19 protein-coding genes are annotated in these 26,026 nt (G+C 61.0%); 10 read left to right on the top strand and 9 right to left on the bottom strand.

The window, feature by feature from the left end:
- The first annotated feature begins 115 nt into the window (after window positions 1-115).
- The gene (locus ACVWXE_RS00095) at window positions 116-1,945 is read left to right on the top strand and encodes an Rqc2 family fibronectin-binding protein (RefSeq protein ID WP_457489275.1); all 1,830 of its coding nucleotides are present in this window, start codon (window positions 116-118) and stop codon (window positions 1,943-1,945) included.
- 47 nt (window positions 1,946-1,992) lie between these two features.
- On the opposite strand, the gene ACVWXE_RS00090 is transcribed toward ACVWXE_RS00095, so the two are convergent.
- The 5 genes from ACVWXE_RS00090 to ACVWXE_RS00070 form a co-directional block, all read right to left on the bottom strand.
- Window positions 1,993-6,798, bottom strand: a complete 4,806-nt coding sequence (locus ACVWXE_RS00090) for an alpha-2-macroglobulin family protein (protein ID WP_457489274.1) — start codon at window positions 6,796-6,798, stop codon at window positions 1,993-1,995.
- Between the two features lie 99 nt (window positions 6,799-6,897).
- On the bottom strand, window positions 6,898-8,124 hold the full coding sequence (locus ACVWXE_RS00085; RefSeq protein WP_457489273.1) for a type II secretion system F family protein: 1,227 nt from the start codon (window positions 8,122-8,124) through the stop codon (window positions 6,898-6,900).
- Window positions 8,125-8,321: 197 nt separating this feature from the next.
- Window positions 8,322-9,464 carry a type IV pilus twitching motility protein PilT gene (locus tag ACVWXE_RS00080; RefSeq protein WP_238376760.1) on the bottom strand — a complete coding sequence of 381 codons (1,143 nt, stop codon included), beginning with the start codon at window positions 9,462-9,464 and terminating at the stop codon, window positions 8,322-8,324.
- Between the two features lie 131 nt (window positions 9,465-9,595).
- Window positions 9,596-11,656, bottom strand: coding sequence for a GspE/PulE family protein (locus tag ACVWXE_RS00075; protein WP_457489272.1), 2,061 nt, complete (start codon window positions 11,654-11,656; stop codon window positions 9,596-9,598).
- A 156-nt stretch (window positions 11,657-11,812) separates the two neighbouring features.
- Entirely contained in the window at window positions 11,813-13,450 is a 1,638-nt protein-coding gene (locus ACVWXE_RS00070; RefSeq protein WP_457489351.1) for an acetolactate synthase large subunit, read from the bottom strand.
- A gap of 178 nt (window positions 13,451-13,628) precedes the next feature.
- On the opposite strand from ACVWXE_RS00070, the gene ACVWXE_RS00065 reads away from it, so the two are divergent.
- From ACVWXE_RS00065 to ACVWXE_RS00035, 7 genes are all read left to right on the top strand, one after another.
- Window positions 13,629-14,681, top strand: a complete 1,053-nt coding sequence (locus tag ACVWXE_RS00065; RefSeq protein WP_457489271.1) for a dipeptide epimerase — start codon at window positions 13,629-13,631, stop codon at window positions 14,679-14,681.
- The gene (locus ACVWXE_RS00060) at window positions 14,681-15,742 is read left to right on the top strand and encodes a DUF1611 domain-containing protein (protein WP_457403360.1); all 1,062 of its coding nucleotides are present in this window, start codon (window positions 14,681-14,683) and stop codon (window positions 15,740-15,742) included. Before ACVWXE_RS00065 ends, ACVWXE_RS00060 begins: the two co-directional genes overlap by 1 nt.
- Before the next feature lie 79 nt (window positions 15,743-15,821).
- Entirely contained in the window at window positions 15,822-17,015 is a 1,194-nt protein-coding gene (locus ACVWXE_RS00055; protein WP_457489270.1) for an RNA-guided endonuclease InsQ/TnpB family protein, read from the top strand.
- Between the two features lie 246 nt (window positions 17,016-17,261).
- Window positions 17,262-17,423, top strand: a complete 162-nt coding sequence (locus ACVWXE_RS00050; RefSeq protein ID WP_414352050.1) for a hypothetical protein — start codon at window positions 17,262-17,264, stop codon at window positions 17,421-17,423.
- A 139-nt stretch (window positions 17,424-17,562) separates the two neighbouring features.
- Window positions 17,563-18,150: a DUF2062 domain-containing protein gene (locus tag ACVWXE_RS00045; protein WP_011433729.1), complete on the top strand. Its 588-nt coding sequence runs from the start codon at window positions 17,563-17,565 to the stop codon at window positions 18,148-18,150.
- A 195-nt stretch (window positions 18,151-18,345) separates the two neighbouring features.
- Window positions 18,346-19,134: a type I methionyl aminopeptidase gene (gene map / locus ACVWXE_RS00040; protein ID WP_414342345.1), complete on the top strand. Its 789-nt coding sequence runs from the start codon at window positions 18,346-18,348 to the stop codon at window positions 19,132-19,134.
- A 7-nt stretch (window positions 19,135-19,141) separates the two neighbouring features.
- Window positions 19,142-21,013: a chloride channel protein gene (locus tag ACVWXE_RS00035; protein ID WP_457489269.1), complete on the top strand. Its 1,872-nt coding sequence runs from the start codon at window positions 19,142-19,144 to the stop codon at window positions 21,011-21,013.
- Window positions 21,014-21,029: 16 nt separating this feature from the next.
- Here the strand turns inward: ACVWXE_RS00035 and ACVWXE_RS00030 are convergent, their stop codons facing one another.
- Genes ACVWXE_RS00030 through ACVWXE_RS00015 form a run of 4 tightly spaced genes read right to left on the bottom strand, consistent with a single transcriptional unit; the run spans window position 21,030 to window position 24,226 of the window.
- On the bottom strand, window positions 21,030-21,770 hold the full coding sequence (locus tag ACVWXE_RS00030; RefSeq protein WP_457489268.1) for an endonuclease III domain-containing protein: 741 nt from the start codon (window positions 21,768-21,770) through the stop codon (window positions 21,030-21,032).
- Window positions 21,771-21,788: 18 nt separating this feature from the next.
- A complete protein-coding gene (gene murG / locus ACVWXE_RS00025) occupies window positions 21,789-22,892 on the bottom strand; it encodes an undecaprenyldiphospho-muramoylpentapeptide beta-N-acetylglucosaminyltransferase (RefSeq protein WP_457489267.1) in 1,104 nt (367 codons plus the stop codon).
- A 30-nt stretch (window positions 22,893-22,922) separates the two neighbouring features.
- Window positions 22,923-23,912 (bottom strand): photosynthesis system II assembly factor Ycf48, encoded by a 990-nt coding sequence (locus tag ACVWXE_RS00020; RefSeq protein WP_049749647.1) that lies wholly within the window; start codon window positions 23,910-23,912, stop codon window positions 22,923-22,925.
- An 8-nt stretch (window positions 23,913-23,920) separates the two neighbouring features.
- Entirely contained in the window at window positions 23,921-24,226 is a 306-nt protein-coding gene (locus ACVWXE_RS00015) for a rubredoxin (RefSeq protein ID WP_049749648.1), read from the bottom strand.
- 323 nt (window positions 24,227-24,549) lie between these two features.
- On the opposite strand from ACVWXE_RS00015, the gene ACVWXE_RS00010 reads away from it, so the two are divergent.
- Together ACVWXE_RS00010 and tpiA are read left to right on the top strand one after the other, a co-directional pair.
- The gene (locus ACVWXE_RS00010; RefSeq protein ID WP_414374851.1) at window positions 24,550-24,960 is read left to right on the top strand and encodes an FHA domain-containing protein; all 411 of its coding nucleotides are present in this window, start codon (window positions 24,550-24,552) and stop codon (window positions 24,958-24,960) included.
- Window positions 24,961-25,188: 228 nt separating this feature from the next.
- Window positions 25,189-25,986, top strand: coding sequence for a triose-phosphate isomerase (gene tpiA, locus ACVWXE_RS00005; protein WP_457443565.1), 798 nt, complete (start codon window positions 25,189-25,191; stop codon window positions 25,984-25,986).
- The last annotated feature ends 40 nt before the right edge of the window (window positions 25,987-26,026 follow it).

Here is a 26,026-nt window from a genome sequence, read left to right as displayed (position 1 = left end):
CCACTCCAGACCCGTCTCAACATCTGTCGGGGGCGTCGGATCTGCGGGCCAAGGGTCAGAATAAGCCAGCCTCAGACCAGCCGCCTGAGCATTGCGTAGCGAAGGAGCAACAGGGATGCAGCCGGTTGATTTAACCACCCTGCGTGCTGTGCTCGCCGATCTAACCCAGGCTAAGACAGGTCGGGATCCAGTGTTGCCTGCCCGCGTGGAATGGATCCAACAGACCGATCTGTGGACGGTGGTCATTGGCTTGCGCACCCTCACTGCCCGCCCCTGCTTGCTGTTGTGCTGGCATCCTCAGGCGGCCCGTCTCCACCTCTGTCAGCCTCCTCCCAAAGAGCCGGATGGCTTTCAATTTAGCCAGTTCCTCCAACGGCACCTGAAGGGTTTGGCTCTGACGGAGCTGGCTCTGCTGGAGGATTGGGAACGGGTGATTGACTTGCGCTTTGCCCCTCGGCCCGGGGATCCCCCTTATCGCCATCTCTACCTGGAGGTGATGGGCAAGCACAGCAATGCCATTTTGGTGGACGAGGCGGGCATGATTTTGGCCAGTGGTCATGGGGTGAGCGAGCGCCAATCGCGGATCCGTCCGGTACAGCCGGGCCTGCCCTACGAGGCTCCTCCGGCCCTAACCGACCCGATCCCGCAGCGATCCGAGCCCTTTTCCTGGTGGCAAGAGCGCGTCGCCCTGATTCCTGGCCCCATCGGCCAACGGCTGTTGCGCTGTTATCGCGGCCTCAGTCGGCACTTGGTGGAAGCGATGTGTCATCAGGCTGGGATCCCGCCGCAAACCCCCAGCGATCACCTCTCTGCCCGCGATTGGCAGGCACTGTTTGCCAGGTGGCAAGACTGGTTAACCCGTCTGGAAACAGGCCAGTTTGACCCAGCTCCCACTCCCCAGGGATACACCGTTCTCGGCTGGGCAAGCGGTGCCGTTCCCGTTAGCGGGACGGAGTCCCTGCAACAACCTTCTCGACTCAATCTGCACCAACTTCTGGAAGGCTACTACCAGGCTCAGCTTAACCGCGAACAGTTTGAGCGAGAGCGCCACCGTCTGCTGCAAAGGGTATCCACCCTGCTGAAAAAGCTCTATCAGCGGCGAGAGCAATTTGAGGCAATGCTGGCCGACTCCACCCAAGCGGAAGCCTCCAAGCAGGCTGCCGACTTGTTGATGGCGCACCTCCACCTTTGGCGGCCAGGGCTGCACCACATCGAGCTGCCGGATTTTGCCAGCGGCCAGACGGTCAAGATCCCTCTCGACCCCGAAAAAAATGCCATTCTCAATGCCCAAGCCTACTACCGCAAGCACCGCAAACAAAAACGGGCCCAGGATGCTATCCGGCCCCTACAAGAGGCGCTTGGCCAAGAGATCCTCTACCTCGAGCAGGTGGAAGCGTCTCTACAGCAGCTGGAAACCTATCGGGATCCCCAAGACTTGACCACCCTCAAGGAAATTGAGACCGAGCTGATTGAACAGCGCTACTTGGAGAGTCCCACTCGCAACAGCGGGACAGAGTCTCTGCGGGCGAGCTCAAAACATGCCTCACCGGCAACCTTCAACCCCCACCGCTTTACCAGCCCCAGTGGCTTCTCCATTTGGGTGGGGCGCAACAACCTGCAAAATGATCAGCTCACCTTTCGCGTGGCTCAGGAACACGATTGGTGGTTTCATGCCCAGGAGATCCCCGGTAGTCATGTGCTGCTGCGCTTGCCCCCCGGGGCTGTAGCAGAAAGCGAAGATCTGCAGGCGGCTGCTGATTTGGCGGCCCATTTCAGCCGCGGTCGCCTCAGCGAACAGGTGCCGGTGGTCTATACCCGCCCGAAACTGGTGTTCAAACCCAAGGGATCCCCGCCCGGCATGGTCGTTTACAAACAGGAGCAGGTGCTTTGGGGGCGGCCCAGCCATGCGCAGCTGCTCATTGCGTCAGCCCTTGGGCCACACTGACGCAACTGGTCACTTCGTTTCTGGCCAAGTGGGCAGGTTCGAGGCATTCAAGGGAGAACTTCGAGGGAGTAAGCGGCGCTGCGGCCATAGCGGCTGGGGTCGTACATTTCTTCTGCCAAAGCAGGAGCCACCTGGAATTGGCCGGGGATCTCCGGACGGAAGAGATAGACAAACTCATGGCGACCCTGCTTGAGCTCGGTGCTGAAAAAGGCCACGCGGTCATCCCGATTCTCTTGGCGGGTCCAAAACCAGTCCCACCAGTAGTCTGGGGCCAAGCCGGTGAACTCTCGCGGATCCTGGGAGGTGATCTCGGCGCCGCTGGGCAGGGGATCCTCGACCACCACGTAGTGGCTGTCCCGCTCGGCTTCCACCGTCAACCGGGCCAGGAGGATTTCTCCGGCCCTTACTGTGTCGCCAGGGCGCAGCGGCTGCTCTCGGTAGCGGATCTCCCCGTTGGGTTGGGGCTGGGGCTGTAGGCGGAAGTAGCTGCGGCTCACCGCAAAGCCTTGGGCTTGAGAGGGCAGAGGGTTGGGGACGAAGGCTTCTCCCCTCAAGCTGTAGTAAAGGGGGCCAGGGCCGGACTTTTCCAGGCGCAGGCTGCTCAGGTTCCCCACTTCTGCGTCAGCCCAATCCAGCCCATAGCGGGGATCCCCAGCGCCGGCCTGCCAGCGACCGAGAAGGGATCCGGTTGTCCCATCCAACACCCGCACCTCGCCGGGGCTGGGAAGCTGCTGCTGCTGGGCCTGGTAGTAGGCAGATAGGCCGAGGAGAGCATCGGCGGTGGCTTTGGTGGTGCGCCAGCGGTTGTTTTGCCGCTGCTGGAGAAGGGCCTCGGCAATCTGGGCAGCCCGGTCATCCTGCAAGCGAACGGCCAATTGCAAAAGCGGGCCGGCCACCTCCATGTCGTCGTAGGTGGAGCGCTCGTGGGTCGCACGAGTTGGAGCAGCCGGGATAAACCAGCGCCCTTGGGGATCCTGTTGCCGCCGCTCCAGAACCTCATCCAGGGCTGCCTGGGCAAGATCCCTCTGGCCCAGTTGCAGGGCGGCCAGCCCTCGGTAGGCCAGGCCAAAGGTGGAGAGCCGCTCCGGCGGCGGCAGGTCGGCAGTCACCAAGGCGGGATCCCAGAGGGCCAGGCTGTAGGCGACAAAAGCCTGTAGATCCGGGGAGAGGGCTTGTGGCTGGGCCAGTTGAGCGGCCAGATAGTCCTGAGCGGCCAGATAGTCCAAGGCCTGCCGCACCCGCCACTCTTTGAGGGCATAGCCAGCAGCTTGGGCAAGGTGATACCCCTGCAGGATGTATCCGGTCAGATAGGGGTTGCTCCGGTCATGGGCCCACCAGCCCCAGCCCCCATCGAAGTTCTGGGATCCCTCCAGTCGCTGCAAGCCGGATCGAAGCACTCGAGGCAGCCGCTCCAGGGTTTGAGAGCGCAGGTTCAAGCCCAACTGCTTGCTGACTTGGGCGACGGCTAGGGCGGGCAAGAAGCGACTCAGGGTTTGCTCGGTGCAGCCGTAGGGGAACTTCACCAGGTAATCCAGCGGCCCCAGCAGGGTTGCTGCCGGGCTAGCGGCCAGTTCCAGGTGAAGCTGCCGGGATCCCGGCACCCAGGTGGCGGGCCAATCCAGCGATAAGTCAAGGCTGCCCTCCTGCACCCGACCCACCTGGGAGAACCGTTGCACAGCGCCGAAAGGCTGGCTGGGGATCCGCAGTTGCAACGCATCTTTCAGCCCATTCCCTTCCGCCCAGACCCGCAGAGAGGTATCTCCGGCCCCCAGAACCTGGAGAGGCCATTCCACCCGCCCCGCTCCTTGGGCCGGCACGGTGAGGCGTTGTCGTTCCGGGCCTTGCAATTTCAAGATCCCACCGGCAGGAACAGGAACTTCCAGCCGCACCTCCACCGCTTGGGCTTGACCCGTGCGGTTTTGCACAATGGCCGCCAAGGTGAGCTGATCCCCCACCCGGAAAAAGCGGGGAGCGGCCAAGCGCACCAACAGGTTTTTGCTAACCGAGACTGTGGCAAGAGCGGATCCCACCTGGGTGTCGGCAGTGGCAGCGCGGGCGGTCAAGCGCCAGGTGGTCAGGTTGTCGGGCCAGCGCACCTGCACCTGAGCCAGGCCATCGGCATCGGTGACCAGATCCGGAAACCAGGCGGCGGTATCGCGAAAGTCCTCCCGCACCTGTCCGGCCAGCTTGTCAGCACCGCCGGGATATTGCTGAGGGAAAGAGGTAGTGGTGGTAACTTGGTTGTACTGGCGCCCATAGAAGAAGCGGCGAATATCCAGGGTGAAGTCGGGTCGCAATAGGTAGAGGGCATTGTCCACAATCCCTAGGCCCACCTCGGCGCTCACCGGCTGCCCTTGGGCATCGCGGGTGCGGATTTGGATTTGGGCGGTCTCGCCCGGTCGATAGGTGGGTTTATCGGTTTGCAGCTCCACCTGCAAAAAGCGATCCAAGGGGGAGACCCGCAGCAGGGCCTCGCTTCGGTACAGCCGCCGCTCTGGGCCGATGGCAGTGGCAGTGACGTAGAGATTGGGACGATAGTCGCCGCGGATGGGCAGCCGCAGCGTGGCCGTATGCCCCTGGAGACGCAGCACCTGCACCTGGTGCAGCCGGGATCCCTCAATGCCCACCAGCACCGCCACATCCGGCAGCGGCGAGACTATCAGGATCTGGGCCTCTTCCCCCACCTGGTAGATCTGCCGATCCGCCACCACTTCCAGGCTGGGCAGGGATCCCCAACTTTGCAGGGGGCTGCCCGGCTCCACCACCCAGAGATAGTCCACCTCCTGCACCCGTTCGCGCCAGCGGTGCGGAGCACTTTGACGGCGGGGATCCCATGCCGTCAACCGCACCCGGTAGTCTCCCGGCTCCAGGTCGGCGGGCAAGCTGAGGGTGAGGCTGCCCTCCCCGTTGACGATCTGAAAAGGCTGCCGCAGCAGGGTACCTTGCCGTTGGTAGGTGCTGCTCTTGGGATCCCAGCGCCAGCGCTCCAGGCTCAGCTCTCCGGTGGCGCTGACGGGGCGGCCATCGTAATCGCGGGCTTGCAGCCGGTAGGTGAGGGTATCCCCCGGAGCCGGCAGATGGCGGTTCACTTCCGCAAACAGAGCAAATTCGCCAGCCGTGACCCAGGCCCGCGCCGATCCTGTTACCGTCCGGCGGCTGATATCGGTCACCTCCACCTCGATGCGCAACTGCTGCACCTCTTGGGGGCCCCAGTAGCTGTCTTCTTCCCAGTTGAGATCCTGCAGCAGGCGATCCAGGCGAAACTCCGCCCGCCCTTGGGCATCCGTCACCCCTTCCCCTTCCGCCACCAACTGGCCGTAGCCGCCGTAGTAGCCCTGCTCCTCTCCCAGGTCGTCGGCGAAATAGTCTTCCTCGGCAGAACGGGGCAACAGCCCATAGCGCAGGCTCCAGTCGGGGCTGCTGTAAACTCGGTAGCGGAGCTGGGCAGCGGCCACCGGCGCGCCGAAAAGATACTCGGCCTCCACCTGCACCTTCAGGGATCCCCCCCGCACCAGCCAAGGTCGGTCGGGCACCACCGCCACCTCAAACTCCGGCTTGCGGTAGGCTTCCACCTGAAAAGAGGTGTATTCGCCGCTGGATCCCTGCGGCCCTGACACCTGCCACTTCAGGCCGTAGCTGCCCAGGGACGCTTCTTCTGGCAGTTGAAACTCCCCATGGACACTGCCAAAAGCATTGGTGGCCAGGGTTTGTTCGCTCAACACATCCCCGTTGGGGGCCGTAAGGGTCAGTTGCACTGCTTGTCCTGGGGGGGGCGGCGTGAGGCGGGTTTGCTCTCGCACCAGGGCGCGGAAATAGACGGTTTGGCCAGGACGGTAGAGGGGACGATCGGTGTAGGCGTAGATCCGGTGGGGCTGGTTCCAGCCATAGGCGTAGCTGCGGGACAAAGCCTGCAGGGTGTTGTCGGCACTGCGGCCATAGACCACCAGGGAAGAACCCTCTCTCGCCGGCAGGCCAAAGCGGGCCAGCCCCTCTGCATCGGTGGTGGCCGTCAGGGGATCCCCCCACTCCCCGAAAACTTGGATCTGGATCCCCGACAGGGGGCGCAGCTCCCGCAGGTGCACCGCCTGCACCACCAACTGGCTGGCATCCTGCTTCTGGATGAGGCCGAGATCGCTCACCAAAAACCAATGGTCGAAACGGGGCAAAGGTGCAGCCGTTTGCGCCAGCGGCTCCCGGCCCTCCGCCTCCACCCAATAGGCCCCCGGCGGCAGGATCCCCAGCTCCAAGGTTTGGGCTGCCCACCCCTCTCCTGGCCGTCGCGGTACCGGCTGCTGCCAACTGCGCACAAGCTCCCGCCGCAGGGTGGGATACAGAGCCGGATCCAGGGAGCCATAGCCAGCATCCGCCAAATCCCGCAAGAGAGGGGATCCCTGCAGCTCTGTCAGGGAAAAGCGATAGAGGCTGAGCTGCACCGAGCCCAGGCTGGTGGCCCGCCACTGCAGCCGCGCCGGTTCTGCGGTCGTGAACACCTGGCTGGTGCTGTAGAGATAGAGACCGGGGGGGACAAGCTGAGGGCGCAAGGTGGGGATCCGAACCGTTGCCCCCTCCCGCACCAGAACGGATCCCTCGCTGCCCACCGTTTCCAGGCCGCTCCCCTGCACCGTCACCTGGTATTCCCCAACAGGCAATCGATCCAAGCGATATTCGCCATCTGCGGTCAAGCTGGCGCTGCGCGTGACCGGGCCGGCGGCGATCACCCGGACGCTCTCCAGAGCTACCCCTGCCGGCAGCTCCACCCGTCCCGCCAGGGATCCCGTCGGCTGTTCGGAAAGCAAAACTGCCAGCCCTACCCCCAAAAACACCACCAGGGCCGCCAACCATCGCCTCAGCATGGGATCCCTCTCCTCCGTTGCTCTGACTTTGCCTCTTTCGACCCAAACTATCGGGAGCCAGCAGCAGAACCTGTGTAGAATTTACCGTCCAACTTCGAGCTACTTCACCAACTCGAACACGTTGAACATGGGCAGGTACATGGCCACGATAATGCAGCCCACCATACCGCCCAGGATCACGATCATCAACGGCTCCAGCAGGCTGGTGAGGGCGCGTACCGCCTCCTCCACCTCCAGCTCGTAGAAATCCGCCGTCTTCATCAGCATCGCGTCCAGCTCCCCTGTCTCTTCCCCCACGCTGATCATCTGAATGGCCATGACTGGGAAGACCTTGGCCTTGTCCAGAGCAGGGGCAATCTGCCCTCCCTCTGAGATGGATTGGCGGGCGGCGTCAATGGCGTTGGCCACCACCTGGTTGCCGGAGGTGTCGCGCACAATTTCCAAGGAAGTCAGCACCGGCACCCCGGAGCGGGTGAGAGCGCCAAAGGTGCGGCAGAAGCGAGCCACCGCCGACTTCTGGATCAGATCCCCGAAGATAGGGAGCTTGAGGGCCAGCGCGTCGATGGTCTCCTTGCCGGCGGGGGTGCGGTAAAAGCGCCGGAAAGCAAAATAGACGGCCCCTAGAAAGCCCACCAGCCCCAAGCTGTACTGGGGCGTGCGCAGGAACTTGCTGATGTTGATGAAAAACTGGGTAAAGGCGGGCAGCTCCCCACCCAAGTCGTTGTAGATGCTCTCAAACGTGGGCAAGATGAACAGCACCATGCCCAAGAAAATCAAGACAGCCAAGATCGTCACCACCACCGGGTAGGTCATGGCTGACTTGATCTGCTTCTGCAGGCGATCCATGTCCTCCAGCAGCTTGGCCAGGCGGTTGAGCACTTCGTCCAGCACGCCGCCCACCTCCCCCGCCTGCACCATGCTGCAGTAGAGGCCGTCGAAGGCGTCGGGATAAGGGCGGATGGAGTCGGAGAGGTTTTTCCCCGCCTCCACCTCCGCTCGGATAGCCCGCAGGTACTTTTTGAGTTTGGGGTTGCCGGTTTGCTCCTCCATGATGGTGAGAGAGCGCACCATCGACACGCCGGCGTTGATCAGGGCAGCGAACTGCCGGGAAAACACCGCCTTGTCGCGAATGTCGATGGATCCCAGCATCGACAAATCGAAAGACGTCTCCAAGGAGAAAAAGGGCTTTTCTTCCTGAATGTCTTCCTGTTTGGCAAAAATCCCGTCTCGGCGCAGCCGTGCACGAACTTCGGTCAAGCTGTTGGCCACCACCGTCAGGCGTACCGGCTGACCGGCCTTTAACCCCCGAACCTTGTAGCGCGGCATGGCTGTACCCCCGGCTAGATCGCTCTAAATAACGAAATGGCTTTAAATGTTTCGCAGGTGCAAAAGAGAAGTCAGCCCAAACCTTGGGCCGATCAACGATCTCTCAGCTAGAGCTTAGCCACAAATTGAGGCAGTGGCTAGAGATCGGCGATGAACCCTCACCCCGGGATCCCAGCACTGCCTGGTGGCAACGAGGTTTAGCGACGGGCGGCAACTGCTGCTGGCCGCTGTTGTTGGGCAGCCGCGGCTGGCGAGGGCCCGGTAACGTTGCCCAAAAGCCGTTGCAACTCCTCGGGGCGAGAGGTCTTAGACATGGCCGTATCGAAGTCGATCTTGCCCTGTAGGTAAAGGTTAGCCAGATCTTGCTCCAGCGTTTTCATGCCCTGCTTGCCCCCCGTCTGGATAGCCGAGTAGATCTGGGCAGTTTTGCCCTCCCGAATCAGGTTGGCAATGGCCGGCGTTACCACCATGATTTCCTGCACCAGCACCCGTCCAGGCTCTCCTGGCTTGGGATTGAGGCGGCGGGCCAGAGTTTGGGAGAAGACGGCCTTGAGGGAGTTGGAGAGCTGCACGCGAATCTGCTGCTGCTGCTCGGGCGGAAACACATCCACCAAGCGATCCACCGTCTGGGCGGCAGAACTGGTGTGTACCGTGGCAAAGCAGAGGTGGCCCGTCTCGGCGGCGGTAATGGCCAACTGGATGGTCTCCAGATCCCGCATCTCCCCGATCAGGATCACATCCGGATCCTCCCGCATCGCTGCCCGCAGGGCATTGGCAAAACTCTTGGTGTCTTCCCCCAGTTGCCGCTGGTGGATGATGCTGCGAATGGGGGTGTAGATGTACTCAATGGGATCCTCGATGGTGAGGATGTGCTCGGCCCGTTCGCGGTTGATCATGTCGATCATGGAAGCCAGCGTAGTCGATTTGCCAGATCCCGTTGGGCCGGTTACCAGCACCAAGCCCCGCGGCAGGCGAGCTGCTTCCTTACACACATCCGGCAGGCCCAGCTTGTCGATGTTGGGGATCTCAGAAGCCAGGGCCCGCATGGCGCAAGCATAGGTGCCGCGATCGCGGTAGACGTTCACGCGGAAGCGCCCGATCCCCCGCACCCCATAGGAGCAGTCCAATTCCCAGTTTTGCTCCAGCTGCTTGCGCTGGTTGTTGTTCAGCATGCTGAAGATCAACCGCTGCACCTCCTCTGCCGAGAGAGGCTCATGCTCTGTCGGCTCAAGGTGACCATTGATGCGGAAGTAGGGGGGCAAACCCGCCGAGATATGAATGTCGGAACCGCCCTTTTGGACGATTGCTTCCATGAGGTCTTCGATCATCAGTTGGGGCATAGGGTTGGGTTCTCCAAAGGCGAGTAGAACTGTCTATCAAAAGAGCCGCCGGCCAAAGCCATGTGAGAAAGGCAACTGTATAGGACTGTTATAGTCGGCACCCCAACATCGTCAAGTGCCAAGCCGACTTCCTAAAACTTCGGGGTCAGGCAATAGGGGCAGTCCATCCAGTCCACATGCAAGGCCGCGCCACAGTTGCGGCAGGTGCTGAGAGCCTTGGCACGGGCCTTCAGCTCGCTTTCCAGACCCTTGTCGGTGAGGGTCACCCGATCCACCTCCTCCAGCGTGGTGAGGCCCTGCTTCACCAGCATCAAACTGTAGGCCAGCAGGGTTTTCATGCCACTTTCCACCGCCGCTTCTTTGATCACCTCCGTGGGGGCCTCTTTGTTGATCAAGTCCGCAAGGCGGTCGTTCATGCGCATGAACTCGTACACCCCTACCCGACCTTTGTAGCCCACGCCCCCACACTTCTCGCAGATGGGCTTGCCGGTGGCCTTGCGCTGCTCCACTTCTTTGGGGGAGAGCTTGTTGGCTTTGTAGAAGGTGAGCTGCTCGCCGTCGCCACTGAGGGTAAGGCCATAGCGGGCCAGCTCCTCCGGCGTGGGGTGGTAGGGGATCCGACATTCGGTACACACCCGGCGCATCAAGCGCTGGGCCAACACCCCCAGCAACGAGCTGGAGATCATAAATGGCTCGATCCCCATCTCCGTCAGACGGGCAATGGCGCCAGGGGCATCGTTGGTGTGCAGCGTGGTCAACACCAAGTGGCCCGTGAGGGAGGCTTCGATGGCGGTTTTGGCCGTCTCGTGGTCGCGGGTTTCCCCCACCAGGATGACATCCGGGTCTTGCCGCAAGAAGGCCCGCAGGATCATGGCAAAGTCCATGCCCTTTTCTCGGATCACCTGCACCTGAGTGATCCCTGGCAGCGAGTATTCAATGGGATCCTCGGCGGTGCTGATGTTGATGCCCGGGTCGTTCACCTCCGCCAGGGCCGAGTAAAGGGTGGTGGTTTTCCCGGATCCCGTTGGCCCGGTCACCAAGATTAGGCCAAAGGGTCGCCTGACAATCTCCTTGAAGCTTTCCAAGGTCTCTGGGTCGGTGATCAGCTTGTCCAGCCCCAGTTGGGTGGCGGAGTTGTCCAGGATCCGCAGCACGATCTTCTCCCCATAGCGGGAGGGCAGGGTGCTGACCCGAAAGTCCACCTTGCGCCCCTTGAAGACCCGCCGAATCCGCCCATCCTGGGGCATGCGCCGCTCGGCAATGTTCAAATTGGACATGATTTTGAAGCGAGCGGTGAGGGCAGGGACGATCTTCTTGGGAAAGTTTTCAAAAGCCTGCCGCAACACCCCATCTTTGCGGAAGCGGATGCGCAGGTATTCTTCTTGTGGCTCGATGTGGATGTCGGACGCCCCATCCTGCAGGGCCTTGACCAGGATCTGGTTGGACAGTTTAATAATCGGGGCATCATCTGCCGATTTGACCTGCTGCTCCAGGGATTCCTCGCCGGCCTCATCGGCAGTCACATCCTCGATGCTGTCCAGATCGATTTCGGCGGTATTGACCACCACCTCTTCTTCCTGTTGGGCAACAGCGTCGTTGATCCCCTTGATGGCCAGCAGCTCCGCCTGCGCATCCATGTAGCGGTTGATCAGGGTCTCGAAATCCCGCTGGGTGAAGACCCGCCGCTGCAGCTTCAGCCCCTGGATGCGGAAGCGCCGTTGAATGTCGTCCAGTGCCTGCAGGTTGTCTGGCTTGACCATCGCCACCGTCACCTGATTGTCTCGACGGCGAATGGGCAAGAACTTGTAGCGGTTGCAGATGTCGAGGGGCAAGATCGAGTCGATCAGCCCAATCATCTCGGAGATCTCCACCGGCTCCAGGTCGACATCCAGGGAGGGGATCCCGTAGATGATTTTCAGTTCAAAGAGCTGCTGCCGTTTGTAAGCCCGCTCCAGGTCAGGGGTGATCTCTTTGCCCACGATATCCTTGACCACCAGAGCCAGGGCCTTGCTGTTGCCCTCTCGATCCGCTTTGAGGGCGTTTTGGATGTCCTGGATCTGCTTATCGTCGGCAAAGCCCAGCTCCTTTAACTTGCGGCCAAAGGGGGTAATGCTGACGTTGGCGATGGCCAGAGCTTTGCTGGCAGCGCCGGCGCGGCGCGAGGTAAAGGGAGGGGAAGGAAGATCGCTCATGCTGGCGGGTCACCCACAATGCCTCTATTTCACTGCACTTGGCTGCTAAGGGTCAACGGTAAAGATACATAAGTCTGGACTTCCCAGAGGCCGCCAACCCTGGGCTTACTATGCCCCAACTCGGCTCAAATCTCGCATTCACATCCATCTCGTCCCCTAAGCCTCGCAGACCAACGCTTGCGACCGCTGGGTCCAGTAAAGATTTTCGCCGTAATCGACAGGGCAGTCGATGAGGGTGGGCACCGGCTGCTCGAGGGCCTGCTTCAGGATGGGGATCAGCTCGGCAGCCTTTTCGACGCGGTAGCCCTTGAGGCCCATGCTCTCCGCCAGCTTAACGAAGTCTGGATTGCCGAACTTGACGAAAGCAGCCTCGCCATACTGGTTGTGTTGCTTCCACTCGATCAGCCCATAGCCGCCATCGTTGAAGATGAGAGTTACAAAGGGGGTGCCCACCCTGAGGGCGGTTTCCAGCTCTTGGCAGTTCATCATGAACCCCCCATCTCCGGTCACGGCCACGATGTGGCGGTCGGGATGCACCAATTTGGCGGCCAAGGCCCCCGGAATGGCGATGCCCATGGCGGCAAAGCCGTTGGAGATGAGACAGGTGTTGGGTTTGTCACAGTGGTAGAGGCGGGCCATCCACATCTTGTGGGCGCCGACATCGGAGATGACGATGTCTTCCGGTTGCAGGACTTGGCGCAGGTCGTAGATCAGCTTTTGGGGCTTGATCGGGTAGCTCTGATCCTGGGCATAGCAGGTGTACTCGCGGACGATGTTCTGCCGCAGGCTGAGGCCATAGGGATCCGGCTTGCCCGTGCGATCGCAGCGGCGCAGGATCTCCATGAGGGAGTCGGAAATGTCTCCCACCACCTCCACTTGCGGAATGTAGCTGCTGTCGATTTCTGCGGGCAGGGCAGCGATGTGAACGATGGGGATGGTGCCGTCGGGGTTCCATTTCTTGGGAGAGTACTCGATGAGGTCGTAGCCGACGGCGATCAACAGATCGGTTCGGTCGAAGCCACAACTGATCAGATCCCGCTGTTGCAGGCCAACGGCCCACAAGGACAAGGGGTGGGTGTAGGGGATCACTCCTTTGCCCATGAAGGTGTTGACCACGGGGATGTTCAAGCGGGTGGCAAATTCCGTGAGGGCGCTGCTGGCTTGGGCGCGAATGGCTCCATTGCCGGCCAAAATCAAGGGGTTGCGGGCGCGGGAGATCAGGGACGCCGCTTCGTTCAGGCTTTGATAGGAGGCGTAGGTTTTGTCCAGGCGATCTCTCCTCAAGGGAGTGCCGCTGGCTTCCATGGCGGCGATGTTTTCCGGCAAGTCGATGTGGACGGCCCCGGGCTTCTCGGTTTGGGCCAATTTGAAAGCCTTGCGCACGATCTCCGGGGTGATGCTGGGGCGCACGATCTGGGCATTCCACTTGGTGACGGGGGCAAACATGGCCACCAAATCCAGGTACTGATGGGATTCGATGTGCATGCGGTCGGTGCCGACTTGGCCGGTGATGGCCACTAGGGGTGCTCCATCCAGGTTGGCATCGGCAACTCCGGTCATCAGGTTGGTGGCGCCCGGCCCCAAGGTGGAGAGACACACCCCCGCTCTGCCCGTCAGCCGGCCATAGACATCGGCCATGAAGGCGGCCCCCTGTTCGTGGCGGGTGGTGATAAAGCGAATTGAGGAGCGGCGCAGGGCTTGCAGGACTTCCAGGTTTTCTTCGCCAGGAACGCCGAAGATGTACTGCACCCCCTCATTTTCCAGGCAGCGAACCAGCAGTTCGGCGGTATTCATGGTGGCAAGGGTATGGAGAACGGTGGATCTGGATCCCACCATAGACGGCGGACGGGGCAAGAGATAACTTGTTTTCTGGGCTTGGGGACGGGGGCAGGCTGGGCTGGGAACCAAGCTAAGCTCAAAGGGGCGGCCCAGGCCCAATTGCCCCTCCAAGCTTCCTCTTCTGGAGATGCCCATGCGGCTCTACGTCGAACCTTTCACCGTTCACAAGCGCTACGCCTTGACCATCAGCCGAGGTACCCACAGCGAGACAACCTTGGCTTGGGTGCGGATTGAGGAGGAGGGAGTTGAAGGGTGGGGAGAGGCTTGCCCTTTTTCGGTGAGCGACGACTACCACCAGTCTCTGGACGACATCCTGATGGGCTTGGACGTGGCCAAAGGGATCCTGCGCCGCCATTCCCCCTGGGAGCGCCAGCCAATCGAGGCAGAACTGCTGCGGGCCGGGATCCCTTCGGCAGCGCGGGCAGCGGTGGATATGGCCCTGCACGATTGGATGGGCAAACGGCTGGGGAGGCCCCTGTGGCAGTTGTGGGGGCTGGATCGCTCCCGCATTCCGCCCACGACGATGACGATCGGCATCTCCACCCCGCAGGCGGCCCGCCAGCGCGCCTTGGCCTGGATGGAACAGACCCAAGCGCGGGCTTTTAAGATCAAGCTGGGCAGCGACTCGGGGCTGATGGCGGATCAGAACATGCTGATTGCTGTACAAGAGGTGATCCCGCTGGGATCCCTGATTACGGTAGATGCCAACGGCGCTTGGACGGTGGAACAAACCCTGAGCATGAGCAACTGGCTGGCGGGGCAAGGGGTGAGCTACCTGGAGCAGCCTTTGGAGAGGGGGCAGGAAGCGAAGCTGATCACCCTCTGGCACGAGTCGAAGCTGCCCATTTTTGTGGATGAGAGCTGTATGGACAGCCGCGATATCCCCCCTCTGGTGGATCGCGTCCACGGGATCAACATTAAGCTGATGAAGTGCGGAGGCCTCAGCGAAGCCTGGCGCATGATCCACACCGCCAAAGCCCACGGCCTGCAGGTGATGTTGGGCTGCTACAGCAACACAGCCCTGGGGAATACAGCGGCAGCCCACTTGGCTCCCCTGGTGGATTACCTGGACTTGGATAGCCACCTCAACCTCACCGACGATCCCTTCGCCGGGGCCATCCTGCAGGAGGGCTGCCTGCTCCCCACCGACCGACCGGGCTTGGGGGTAGAGCTGCGGGAGGAATAATGGGAAGGCCGGAATCCCTGTCCAGCGAAAGTCGCGTGGCCATCCTGCTCCACGGGGGGTTGCTGGGGGAGCATGGGAAAACGGGGCTGGGGCTGCTGCGCTACGGCTCCTTCCCGGTGGTGGCGGTGATCGACCGGGAGCAGGCGGGGGGATCCCTGGCCCATCTGACCGGAATAGCCAAAGACATTCCCATCGTGGCCTCGGTGGAGGAGGCGCTGGCCCACCGGCCTGAAGTTCTGGTGATTGGGATCGCCCCTTCAGGGGGGCAGTTGCCGCCAGCATGGCGGGAGGAGTTGGGCCTGGCCCTGCGAGCTGGCCTATCTCTGGTGAATGGGCTGCACACGCCTTTGGCCGAGGATCCCCAGTTTCGGCAGTGGTTGCAGCCGGGGGCCTGGATCTGGGATATTCGCCGCGAGCCCCCCAACCTGTCGGTGGGGAAAGCCCTGGCCCGCACCCTGCCCTGTAAACGGGTGTTGACGGTGGGCACCGACATGAGCGTGGGCAAAATGTCCACCAGCCTAGAGCTGCACCGGGCCAGCCTGAGGCGGGGCCTGCGCTCCCGCTTTTTGGCCACCGGGCAAACTGGGATCCTGATCGGCGGCGAGGGGATCCCTTTGGATGCGGTGCGGGTGGACTATGCCAGTGGGGCGGTGGAGCAACTGATCTTACGCTATGGCTCTGACCACGACATTCTGCACCTGGAAGGTCAGGGATCCCTGCTCAACCCCGCCTCTACGGCCACCTTGCCTCTGTTGCGTGGATCCCAGCCCACCCACCTCATCCTGGTACACCGCGCCGGCCAAACCCACATCAAGGGGATAGACTACGTGCCCATCCCGCCCTTACCCAAGGTGATTGAGCTGTATGAACAGGTGGCGGCAGCTGCCGGGGCCTTTGCCCCCGCGCCCGTGGTGGGGGTTGCCCTCAATACCTTCGGCTGGGAGGAAGAAGCGGCCCTAGAGCAGATCCGCCGGGTGGAAGCCGAGACCGGACGGCCCTGTACGGATGTGGTGCGTTTTGGGGCGGATCCCTTGTTGGAGGCAATTCTGGCGGCAGGATAACTCAGCTAGAAATCGCAGGAGCCCCGCACTGTACCCGTAGGGTCAGTGTCGGGAGGAATGCGGAAGTTATGATAGAACCATGACCCAAGTCCTGACCGTCTCCTGCAAGCTCAAGGTGTCTCAGTCGCAAGCCGCAAAGTTGGATGCGACAACGGATGCCTTTGTGCAGGCGTTGAACTGGGTCAACCAAAACACACCAGAAAAAGTAGTCAACGCAGTCAAACTCCAGTCCCTTTGCTATTACCAGATTCGCGCTCGGTTTGGCTTGTCCAGTAACTTGACTCAGCAGGTCTGCAGACGGCTGGCCGGTGCCCGTAAAGTTGCCCGACAGAAAAACCGTCCGGTCAAAGCGTTCAAGAGAGGCTTTGCGACCTACGATGCCCGTATCTTTTCGTTTCGCGAGAAAGACTGGACGGTGTCGCTGACCACGGTTGGGGGTCGAGAGCGCTTTGAACTAGCCATTGGCAACTACCAGCGTGGGATGCTGGCTGGTTCTAACCCCAAATCGGCCACCCTAGTCCAGCGGAAGGACGGCTCCTACTACATCCAGATTTGCGTAGAGAAAAACCCGCCCAAGCAACAAGATACCGACAGGGTAATCGGGGTGGACTTGGGCAGGACGGATATCGCCCATACGTCAGACGGGGACAATTGGAATGGACAGCAGTTGAACAGAGTCCGAGACCACTACTCCAAGCTGAGGGCGGCACTCCAACGTAAAGCCAGTAAGGGCACCCGCAGTTCGCGGCGCAGATGCCGTCAACTGTTGCAACGGCTGTCTGGCAAGGAGAGACGCTTTCAGGCGTGGGTCAATCATCGAATCTCCAAAGCTATTGTCTCTAGGGCAAAGGCGACAAACAGCGCTCTTGCTCTGGAAGACTTGACAGGGATTCGGGAAAGGGTCAATCAACAGCCACGCAGCAAAGCCGAGCGGCGTAGGACCAACAGTTGGGCGTTCTACCAACTACGTCAGTTTCTGGAGTACAAGGCTCTGCGTGCGGGGGTTGCTCTGATTCTTGTGCCGCCTGCCTACACGTCGCAGACCTGCCACCGGTGTTTGCACATTCATCCCGACCCTGCGCAATCCTATCGCAGTGGTAAGTCGTTCAAGTGTGGGCACTGTGGATGGGAAGGGGATGCGGATTTGAATGGTGCGAATGTGATTGCGCTCTTGGGGGCTGCTGTAAACCAGCCTAGAGGTTCGTGGTTGGCTTGCCAACTGCAGGGCTACCGAAAGCCCGCCCTGTACTGCGAAGCAGTCAGGGTCGGGTAGTTTACATGGTTCCCGGTGCCGTTGTCTTCTCTGAGATGCGATCTCCTCAGCCAGGTATTCTCGATCCAAGTCGCTCCCATTGGCCGGGGGCCAAGAGCTGGGCTTGCTCCTGTGTCCAGAGGTATAAATGGTTTCGTAGAGGGTGTTCATCCCGGTGAGGTCTGCGCAAATCTCCCAGCAAGCCGATGGGTACACCTGCACAGCCAAGATGGGATCCTAGATTCACAGTCTTCCCCAGAACTCCAGATGACAACTCCCCCCGAAAAGCCTGATCCCAAAATGAAATCGGGATCCCTGCCCTCTGCCCTGCGATCCGGGCTGAACATTGCCCTGTTCCTATTCTTGGTGGTGCTGGTTTCCTACTTGGGTCTTAACTTCGTGCTGGCCTTGGTGGACAAGCTCAGGTGACCACTCCGTAAACCGATCCCCCGGCGTCACCCCGTTGCTGCTGGCCCAGATTTGCCAATGGCCCTTTGTCGCCAAGGGCAGGAAAGATACACTGGATTTACAGGACTTAACACCTTCTCTCAGTTGCCCCCTTGCCACCATGAGCCCCCTCTTTTGGTTGAGGCTGCCCTCTTTCTCCTGGCCTTCGCCGGGATCCCTTAAGCTTTATTCCAGATCCTACTCTGGATCTCAACCAGGGCCGACCCTAGCCCGCCGGGATCCTTCCTGGAAGCGTTGGCTGCGCTATCTTTATCTGCGCCTGTTGCGGCTGCAATCGTCGCCGAAAGAAATTGCCCGTGGCTTGGCGGTAGGGGTTTTTGCCGGCTGTTTCCCCATCTTCGGCTTTCAAACGTTGGCCGCTCTGGTGTTGGCTGTTCCGTTTCGGGGCAACAAGCTGGCGGCGGCGGCAGGGACCTGGGTGAGTAACCCCTTCACCTATGTGCCCATCTATGCATTCAACTACCAGGTGGGAGAATGGCTACTGGGATCCCGAACTGTCCTTCCCACCACAGAGCTGGTGGCGGCCACCTGGCAAAACTGGATGCAGTGGGGCTTGGAGATGTCGGGCACGCTGTTTGTCGGCTGTGCGTTTGTCGGTTTTTGGGGATCCCTTGTCAGCTATTTTCTGGGGCTGTGGTTGGTGCAGCGGATTCGTCGGCGGCAGAAAATGGCCGGCAGGGGTCTGTGAATGGGCGCAAGGCGATTCAGAATCCCAACTGAGAACCTAATCCTGGACAGTCTGCAGGTGCAGAGATCCATCCGTTTTCACAGAGCTTTTCACAGATAAGGTCTCATGATGGAAGATATGCGAGCGTTGTTGACAGACCTCAGCCGTCGCTCCCAGCGATGGAGGGAGCAGTTGGGATCCGCTTTGCAGACGGGTATGAACCAGCTCACGCAAGCCCCTCAGCCCATTGTGTTGCTCTCTTCGCGGGAACTGGAGAAAATGCGGCGGGCTTGTCGCCTGGCGGCAGATCTGCTCAAGCACTTGGAGCCGATGGTGCGACCAGGGGTCACCACCCAAGAGCTCAACGACGAGGCCGAGCGGTGGACGCGGGCGCATGGGGCCAAAAGTGCCCCTTTAGGCTACCATGGCTTTCCCAAGTCCATCTGCACCAGCGTCAACCACGTGGTCTGCCACGGCATTCCCAGCCCCAAGCAGATCCTGCGAGAAGGCGACATCATCAACATCGATGTCACCCCGGTTTTGGATGGCTACCACGGCGATACGTCCAAAACCTTCTTTGTCGGACAGCCTTCTGAGCGGGCGCGGCGCTTGGTGGAGGTGACCGAAGAATGTCTGCGGCGGGGCATTGCTGCCGTCAAGCCGGGGGGGAGAGTCGGCGACATTGGCGCTGCCATCCAAGAATATGCCGAGGCCCAGGGCTACAGCGTGGTGCGCGATTTTGTCGGGCATGGGGTGGGACGGCAATTCCACACTGCTCCCCAGATCCCCCACTACGGCGAACGGGGAAAAGGGGAGAAACTCCGCCCCGGCATGGTGTTCACCATCGAGCCGATGATCAACGAGGGCACCTGGGAGGTGAAGGTGCTCTCCGACGGGTGGACGGCGGTCACTTTGGATGGCAAGCTCTCGGCGCAATTTGAACATACGGTCGCCGTTACCGAAACCGGTGTAGAGATCTTGACCCTGCCTTCCCAAAGCCCCTGAGCCGATCATGAACAGCGCCCCCGCTCTCCGCCTGCGCCTCTCCTCCGAGAACCTTCTGCTGCTGCTGGCGGCGGCAGTGGGGTTGGCCACGGGGCTGTTGGTGGTTGGATTTCGCTACTTGATTGGCTGGTGGCGCTATCTGCTGCAGGACACCCTCGTCGATGGCCTCGGCAGGGCTGCAGAACACTATGGCCTGTGGCTGCTGGGATCCTGGACACTGGCTCTGGCGCCGGTGCTGGGGGGCCTGCTGATCGGCGCTTTGGGGGCAGTTGTGCCCTTTCCCAACTTGAGCCTCTCCAGCTTGGTGAGTCCTGCTCGTCCTTTGGCACTTCAGCCCTGGTGGATCCCGCTCAAGCTCTTGGCGGCTGCCATCTCGTTGGGCGCGGGAGCTTCCCTTGGCCCTGAGGCCCCCAGTGTGGAAAGTGGCGCTTTGCTGGGATCCCTGCTGGGGCAAAACCTACGCCTCTCGCGGGAGCGGGTGCAACTGTTGATGGCTGCCGGAGCAGCGGCTGGCCTGGCGGCAGGGTTTAACGCGCCCATTGCCGGGGTGTTTTTGGCGCTGGAGCTGGCTTTGGCCCGCACCTTCACCACTTCTGCTGTCAGTGTGGTGGTGTTGGCGGCGGTGGTCTCCGCCTTGATCGCCCAGGTGGGGTTGGGGGCACAACCCGCTTTTCTTTTGCCCACCATCACCCAGCCGGCTTTTGTCTTGCCGGACTACGAGATCCACAGCTTGCTGGAGGTACCTCTGTATCTCGGCTTGGGCTTTTTGGCCAGCCTGGTTTCTATGGCCTTCAGCTACACCCTGGAGTGGGGCAAGCACCTGTTCAACAGTGGCCCCCTGGCGGCCTGGCCAGCTTGGAGCAAGCCCATTTTGGGGGGCGGGATCCTGGGCTGCGCAGGTTTGGGGATCCCGTTGGCGTTGGGGGTGGGCTATGAAACCATTGAGTCGATTCTGCAGGCCGTTCCCTTTTCTCTTGGCCATCTGGGCCTGCTCCTATTGGGCAAGCTGTTGCTGAGCGCTTTGAGCCTGGGCAGCGGCTTTGTGGGGGGAACCTTTGCCCCGGCTTTGTTCATGGGGGCAGTGCTGGGGGCAGGCTACGGTCAGGTGCTATCTCAAGCTTTGCCCCTGATTGCCTTGTCTCCCCCTGCTGCCTACGCCATGGTGGGCATGGCGGCGGTGTTGGCGGCCAGTGTGCGGGCTCCGCTGACGGCCATTTTGCTGCTGTTTGAGATGACGCGGGACTATCACATTGCGCTGCCGGTGATGGCGGCAGTGGGTTTGAGCATCTGGCTGACGGAGCAGTTGCATTCGCCGGCCATCTACCCTTCCGCCCGTCGCTATCGCCACGCAACGCTTGACGGAGTCCTTGGGCAGGAGCCTAGAGAGCTGACGGTGCAAGAGGTGATGGTGCCCCCATCTCTTTTGCTTCGGCAAGACACACCGCTGCGAGAAGCTCTGGAGAGTTTGCTGCAGCAGAAGTGCCATAGCGCGTTGGTGGTGGACGGACAGGAGCGGCTGCGGGGCATTCTCACCCTGGAAGATCTGGAGCGGGCCTTGGCCCATAAGGAGGCGGCGGAGTTGGCGGAGCTAACCGTACAGGAGGTCAGCCAATCTCCGGTTCTCACCACCTTCCCCGATGAGGCGGTAGCAGTGGCAGCCGAGCCGATGTACGAATACGATTTGCGCCAATTGCCGGTGGTCTCGCGGGAAGACCCGGAGCAGATCGTCGGCCTGTTGGATCGAGAGCGGGTGCTGCTCTCCCAAGAGATTCAATCGGTGCGGCAAGCCCTGGAGTTGGAAGTTCCCCCAGCAGAGAGAGACGCCGGCAGGAACGGACAAGAGGGGATCCCAGATGCTTCTACTGCGCCCGCAGAATAGAGCCCTGCTGTCGGGATCAACGCTGCCGCCCAGAAGGGCAGGTGGGACGCAGCGGGCAGCGGCCACATTCGGGCATGCGGGCCTTGCAAATGCGCTTGCCCAGCCGGACAAAGTTGACGTGCAGGGAATAGGCTTTGCCCCTGGGGATCTGAGGGGAAAGCTGAGCAAAAGTGTCGTCGGGATGTTTGGCCCGCACCAGGCCCAGACGGTTGGCCACTCGATGCACATGGGTATCCACCGGGCAGAGATCCCGACCCAGCCCGAACAACAACACACAGGTGGCGGTCTTCAGCCCCACCCCTTTTAACGAGAGCAGAAAGTCGAGGGCGCCGGCGTCGTCCAGGTCGCGCAGAAAGTCGAGGCTCAGGGATCCCTGTCGTTCTTGAATGGCGGCCAAGATCTCCTGAATGCGGGCTGCTTTAAGGTGGGCTAAGCCGCCGGGGCGAATCACCTGGGCCAGATCTGCCGGGTCGGCAGCCAAGACCGCTTCCCAAGAGGGAAAGGCGGCTTTGAGGGCGCGGAAGGCACGGCTGCTGTTGGCATCGGTGGTGTTCTGGGAAAGGATCGTGCCCACCAACTCGTCCAGGAGATCCGGGCGGGGGGAAAGCCCATCGGGAGCCCGCTGGGGGATCCCAAAGCACTGCTCTAGCCGCATCAACAGCGATTCCATCCTGTCGGCGGGCAGGAGTTCTGCCAGCAGGGTTGGGGACTCCGCCGCTTTGGCGGGCACAGGCAGGCGTTGGGAAAGGCTGTCCAATCTTGGCTGTACCACGGCTTAACGGGCAGAACTCTGGCGGATCTCCTGCAACAGACGGGCGATGGCCTTGCTGGCATTGGGGGGAGCTGTGGCTTGCAAGTGGGCGGCCATTTGGGCAACCACCTGCGGCTGAGCCAACCAGGTCAACACCGTTTGCCGCAGCAAGTCCAGATTCTCTTCGGATTCTCGCATGACCACCCCCCCACCGCGCCCCACGAAGGCCAGAGCATTCTGATACTGATGATCTTCTGCAGCAAAGGGATAGGGGATCAAAATGGCCGGGGTGGCGGTGACCAGCAACTCCGCCAGGCTCATGGCTCCGGCGCGGCTAATGGCAAAGTTGGCCCGCTGCAACAAGGCAGCTACATCTCGACGGAAAGGAAAGGGCCGGTAGCGGGGATGGCTGGGGATCCTGGCTTCCGGATCTTGAGCTTCGCTGTCGCCGGTCAAATGCACGATCCAGGCCCCTGTTTCCAGCCAAGCTTCGGCACAGGCGGCCACCATGCGGTTGAGGCCCCGCGCCCCCTGGCTACCCCCCATGACCACAATGAGGGGATCCCCGTCGGGAATGGGGAGGTCGGCAGGGAAAGGCTGGGGCGTGTAGAACTCGGCCCGCACTGGCGTGCCCACCACTTGGGCAGCCACCCCTGGCAAATGCTCTGCCGTCTCTGCCATGCCCAGCGCCACCACCTGACAAAATCTCCCCAGCCAACGGGTCACTTTGCCCGGGATCCGATTGGACTCGTGCAGCAACACCGGCACCCCCAGCGAACGGGCGGCCAAAATGGCCGGAGCGGCAATGTACCCGCCGGTGGTCAGAACAACGTCAAACCGTCCCAACTTGAGGAGTTGGCGCACTTGTAGGGTGGCGCGGGCCAGTTGGGCCAAGGCCTGCAGCCTATGGAGAGGGGATCCCTGCCAGCCGGACATGACAACCCGGTGCAAGGGATAGCGCTCCCGCACCAGCTTCCCTTCCATCCGATCCGGCACCCCCAGCCATTCGATCTGCCAGTCGGGCAACTGCTCGGCAATAGCCAAAGCCGGAAAAATGTGGCCACCAGTGCCACTGGCAGCAACCAGCAGCCGCGGGCGTGAAGCTGGATCCTTGGCGCGTGTGTCCACCCGTGTGCCGATTAGGGATCCCTGAGACCTTCAGGAGTTGTTGGAGCTGACATAGCGCAAGAGGGTGCCCCGTTGCCCCAGAATAAACCCTTGCTCGGGGCCGAAAAACTCAATACTGTAGAAGTTGGCGGGGATGTTGCTGAGTTTCTTGGCCTGTTCCCAGGTTTTGCCACCATCAGGGCTGTGGATCAGGGTAGCGCCACCCCCCACCACCCACAGGTCGTGGTCGTTTTGATAGGCGGCATTGAGGTAGCCAAAGCTGAGGGCCCGCCCCGGACGCAGCGGCGACGACCACTGGCCGGAGGTGAAGTCATCGGTAAAGGCGATCTCCGCCCCTTGGTTCAATTTCCAAGCGCTGCCGTGGGGGCCAAAGCCCATGTTTTGAATGCGGCGGGAGCTTTCCCGCGGGTAGGGCTTCCAGGTGCGACTTTCAGGAGTGTACAGAAAGTAGAAGCTGCCCCGCGACGACACCGCCAGATATTCGCCTTCAGGGCCGCGGGCAATGTTTTTGATGGCCCCAATCGGCTCATCCACTTGGGCATGCCAGGTCTGACCGCCATCTTCGGTGCGGTAGATGGCCCCCACATTGGTCACCATTTCGGCGGCGCCAGGGCCCAGAGCCTGGATCAAGAGCGGCTCCCCTGGCAGTTGGTTGTTAAGGCGGATGGAAGTCCAGTCGGATCCCTCGTTTAGGGTGTGGAGGAGGATCTTCGGCTGCCCGGCCACCCAGCCTTCTGCCCCAGCAAAGCTAATGGAGGCCAGGTAGGCTTCCGGCTCCAGACCCGGCAGCTCCCGCACCTGCCAGTGCAGACCCCCATCGCGGGATTCCAGCAGCGTCGCCTTGTCTCCCACCAACCAGCCATGGGAAGGGGTGGTGCCGGTGAAGGCAATGTCCAGCAGAATGTTCTGGGTGGGCACTTCCACCTGCTGCCAGGGGACCACCCGCATGTTGGGCATCCGCGCCGCCATTAGCAGCACCGAGACAGCAATCAGCAGCACCAGCCTCAGGGGTTTGAACATCTTGACCCTCACTCGACGAAATAGAAACTCATCAAAAATAAAAATCCCAGCGCCAGTCCCAAGAAGATCAGCAGGTTCTTTTGAGCAGGGGTCATCACGTTCACCCCCAGGCCGTAGCGCAAGTTCTCTTGAAAACCGGAAGGCTTGCCCTTGGCGCCCACTGCTTGGAACGAGCGCTTACCGGCTCGGCACACCGGACATTTCCAATCGGCTGGCAATTCCTCAAACGGCACACCCGCCGGGATCCGATTGAGCTGATCCCCCTTAGCCGGTTCGTAAACATAGCCACAAGAACGACATTCGTAACGCTGCATCCGCAGGGGATCGCTGAGCTGCGCATCGGTTTCATCTTCCGGCAACTCAATGAGCCTCGGTGTCTGGGGAGAACGGGGTTGAGCACTGGGATCCGGTTGCGAGCCATTCATGGTCAGGGATCCATCTGCATCGTCGATCCTATTATGAGAGGAATTGTTACAAAAATCTACTCAGACCCTTTCTTGTTGCTCAGGGGGATCCCGCACCAGCCTGGGATGCCGACCTGAAGAGACTTATCCGGTGGACACAGGGATCCACCTGGGGGATCCTATGTTATGTTTTGGCTATCCTGCCCTCAGTGTTGTGCAAGCGGGTGCCTTTCATGACCACGCCCCCTCGCCGACCAGCCCTCAATCACGTGCTCATCGTCAAGGATCGTCATGGGCCAAAAGCCTACTGGTTGACGGCTGAGCTCTACTCCTTAGGCCGGGATCCACGCAACAGCATTCGCATTGACTCCCAGTACGCCTCTCGCTACCACGCCATTTTGGTTAAGACAGAATCCCCCTCTTCTCCCGATGGGTTCACTTACCAAATCATCGACGGAGACATTCAGGGCACCCCCAGCACCAACGGCCTTTACGTGGGCGGGCAACGGGTGGAATTTCGGGATCTGGAGGACGGGGACGAAATTCAGTTTGGCAACGATGCCACCGCTACCTACTCGCTGCAGAACAAAGATCTGGATGAAATTCTGGCTACCTTTGAAAACACCCAGATCGTTGGGCTGTAGGAAGCTGCCTTCCCTGTTGGGTCTTGGCCTGTCCCGTCTGCATGCTGGTTGAAGGGTTAACCGGCGCTTGGAGAGGGGATCCCGTCGCCGTATTTTCGGGATCGCTTGCTGGTAAACTGTGTCATACGAAAAAACAAAGCTGGGATCCCTGCTGTTCTTCCACATATTCCTTGGGCTTTCTGCTTGCGGGATCCCTTCCTTCTGATGTCTTTAAGGGAGGATCTCATCTTGCGCCCCATCCTCATTGCCGGCAACTGGAAAATGCACAAGACTCAGGCTGAGGCTCGCGAGTTTCTGCGAGAGTTGGGCCTGGCCCTACAATCATCGCCGTCAGGGTCAGCATCCCAGCGGCAGATCATCCTATGTGTGCCCTTTACAAACCTAGCGGTGGTGGCAGAGCAAAGCTGCGGATCCGACATAGCCGTGGGAGCACAAAACCTACATTGGGAGGATCAGGGGGCCTTTACCGGGGAAATTTCCGGCCCCATGCTGGCGGAATTGGGGGTGCGCTATGTCATCGTCGGCCACAGCGAACGGCGGCAGTACTTCGGCGAGACGGACGAAACCGTCAATCGGCGTTTGGCAGCCGCCCAGCGGCACGGGCTCACCCCCATCCTTTGTGTGGGAGAAAGCCAGCAGCAGCGGGAGCAAGGCTTGACCGAGTCTTGGATTGTGGGGCAGTTGGATCGCGCCTTGCCGGGGATCGATCTGGGGAACTTGGTGATTGCCTATGAGCCAATTTGGGCCATCGGCACCGGCCAGACTTGTGCAGCTCAAGAGGCCAACCGGGTCATCGGCTTGATCCGGCAACACCTGGGCAATACCCAACTGCCCATTTTGTATGGCGGCTCGGTGAAGGCCGGCAACATCGATGAGCTGATGGCCCAGCCTGAGATCGACGGCGTGTTGGTGGGAGGGGCCAGCCTAGACCCCCAAGAGTTTGCCCGCATCGTCAACTTTCAGCTTACTAGCGCAGGAGCCCCGCACTGTACCCGTAGGGTCAGTGCCGGGAGGAATGCGCTTTGATGAAGTACAATGAACTTATGAGCCAAGTCCTGACCATATC

It is taken from the genome of Thermostichus sp. MS-CIW-41 (assembly GCF_054058915.1).
This window is presented reverse-complemented; position numbering and strand designations above follow the sequence as displayed.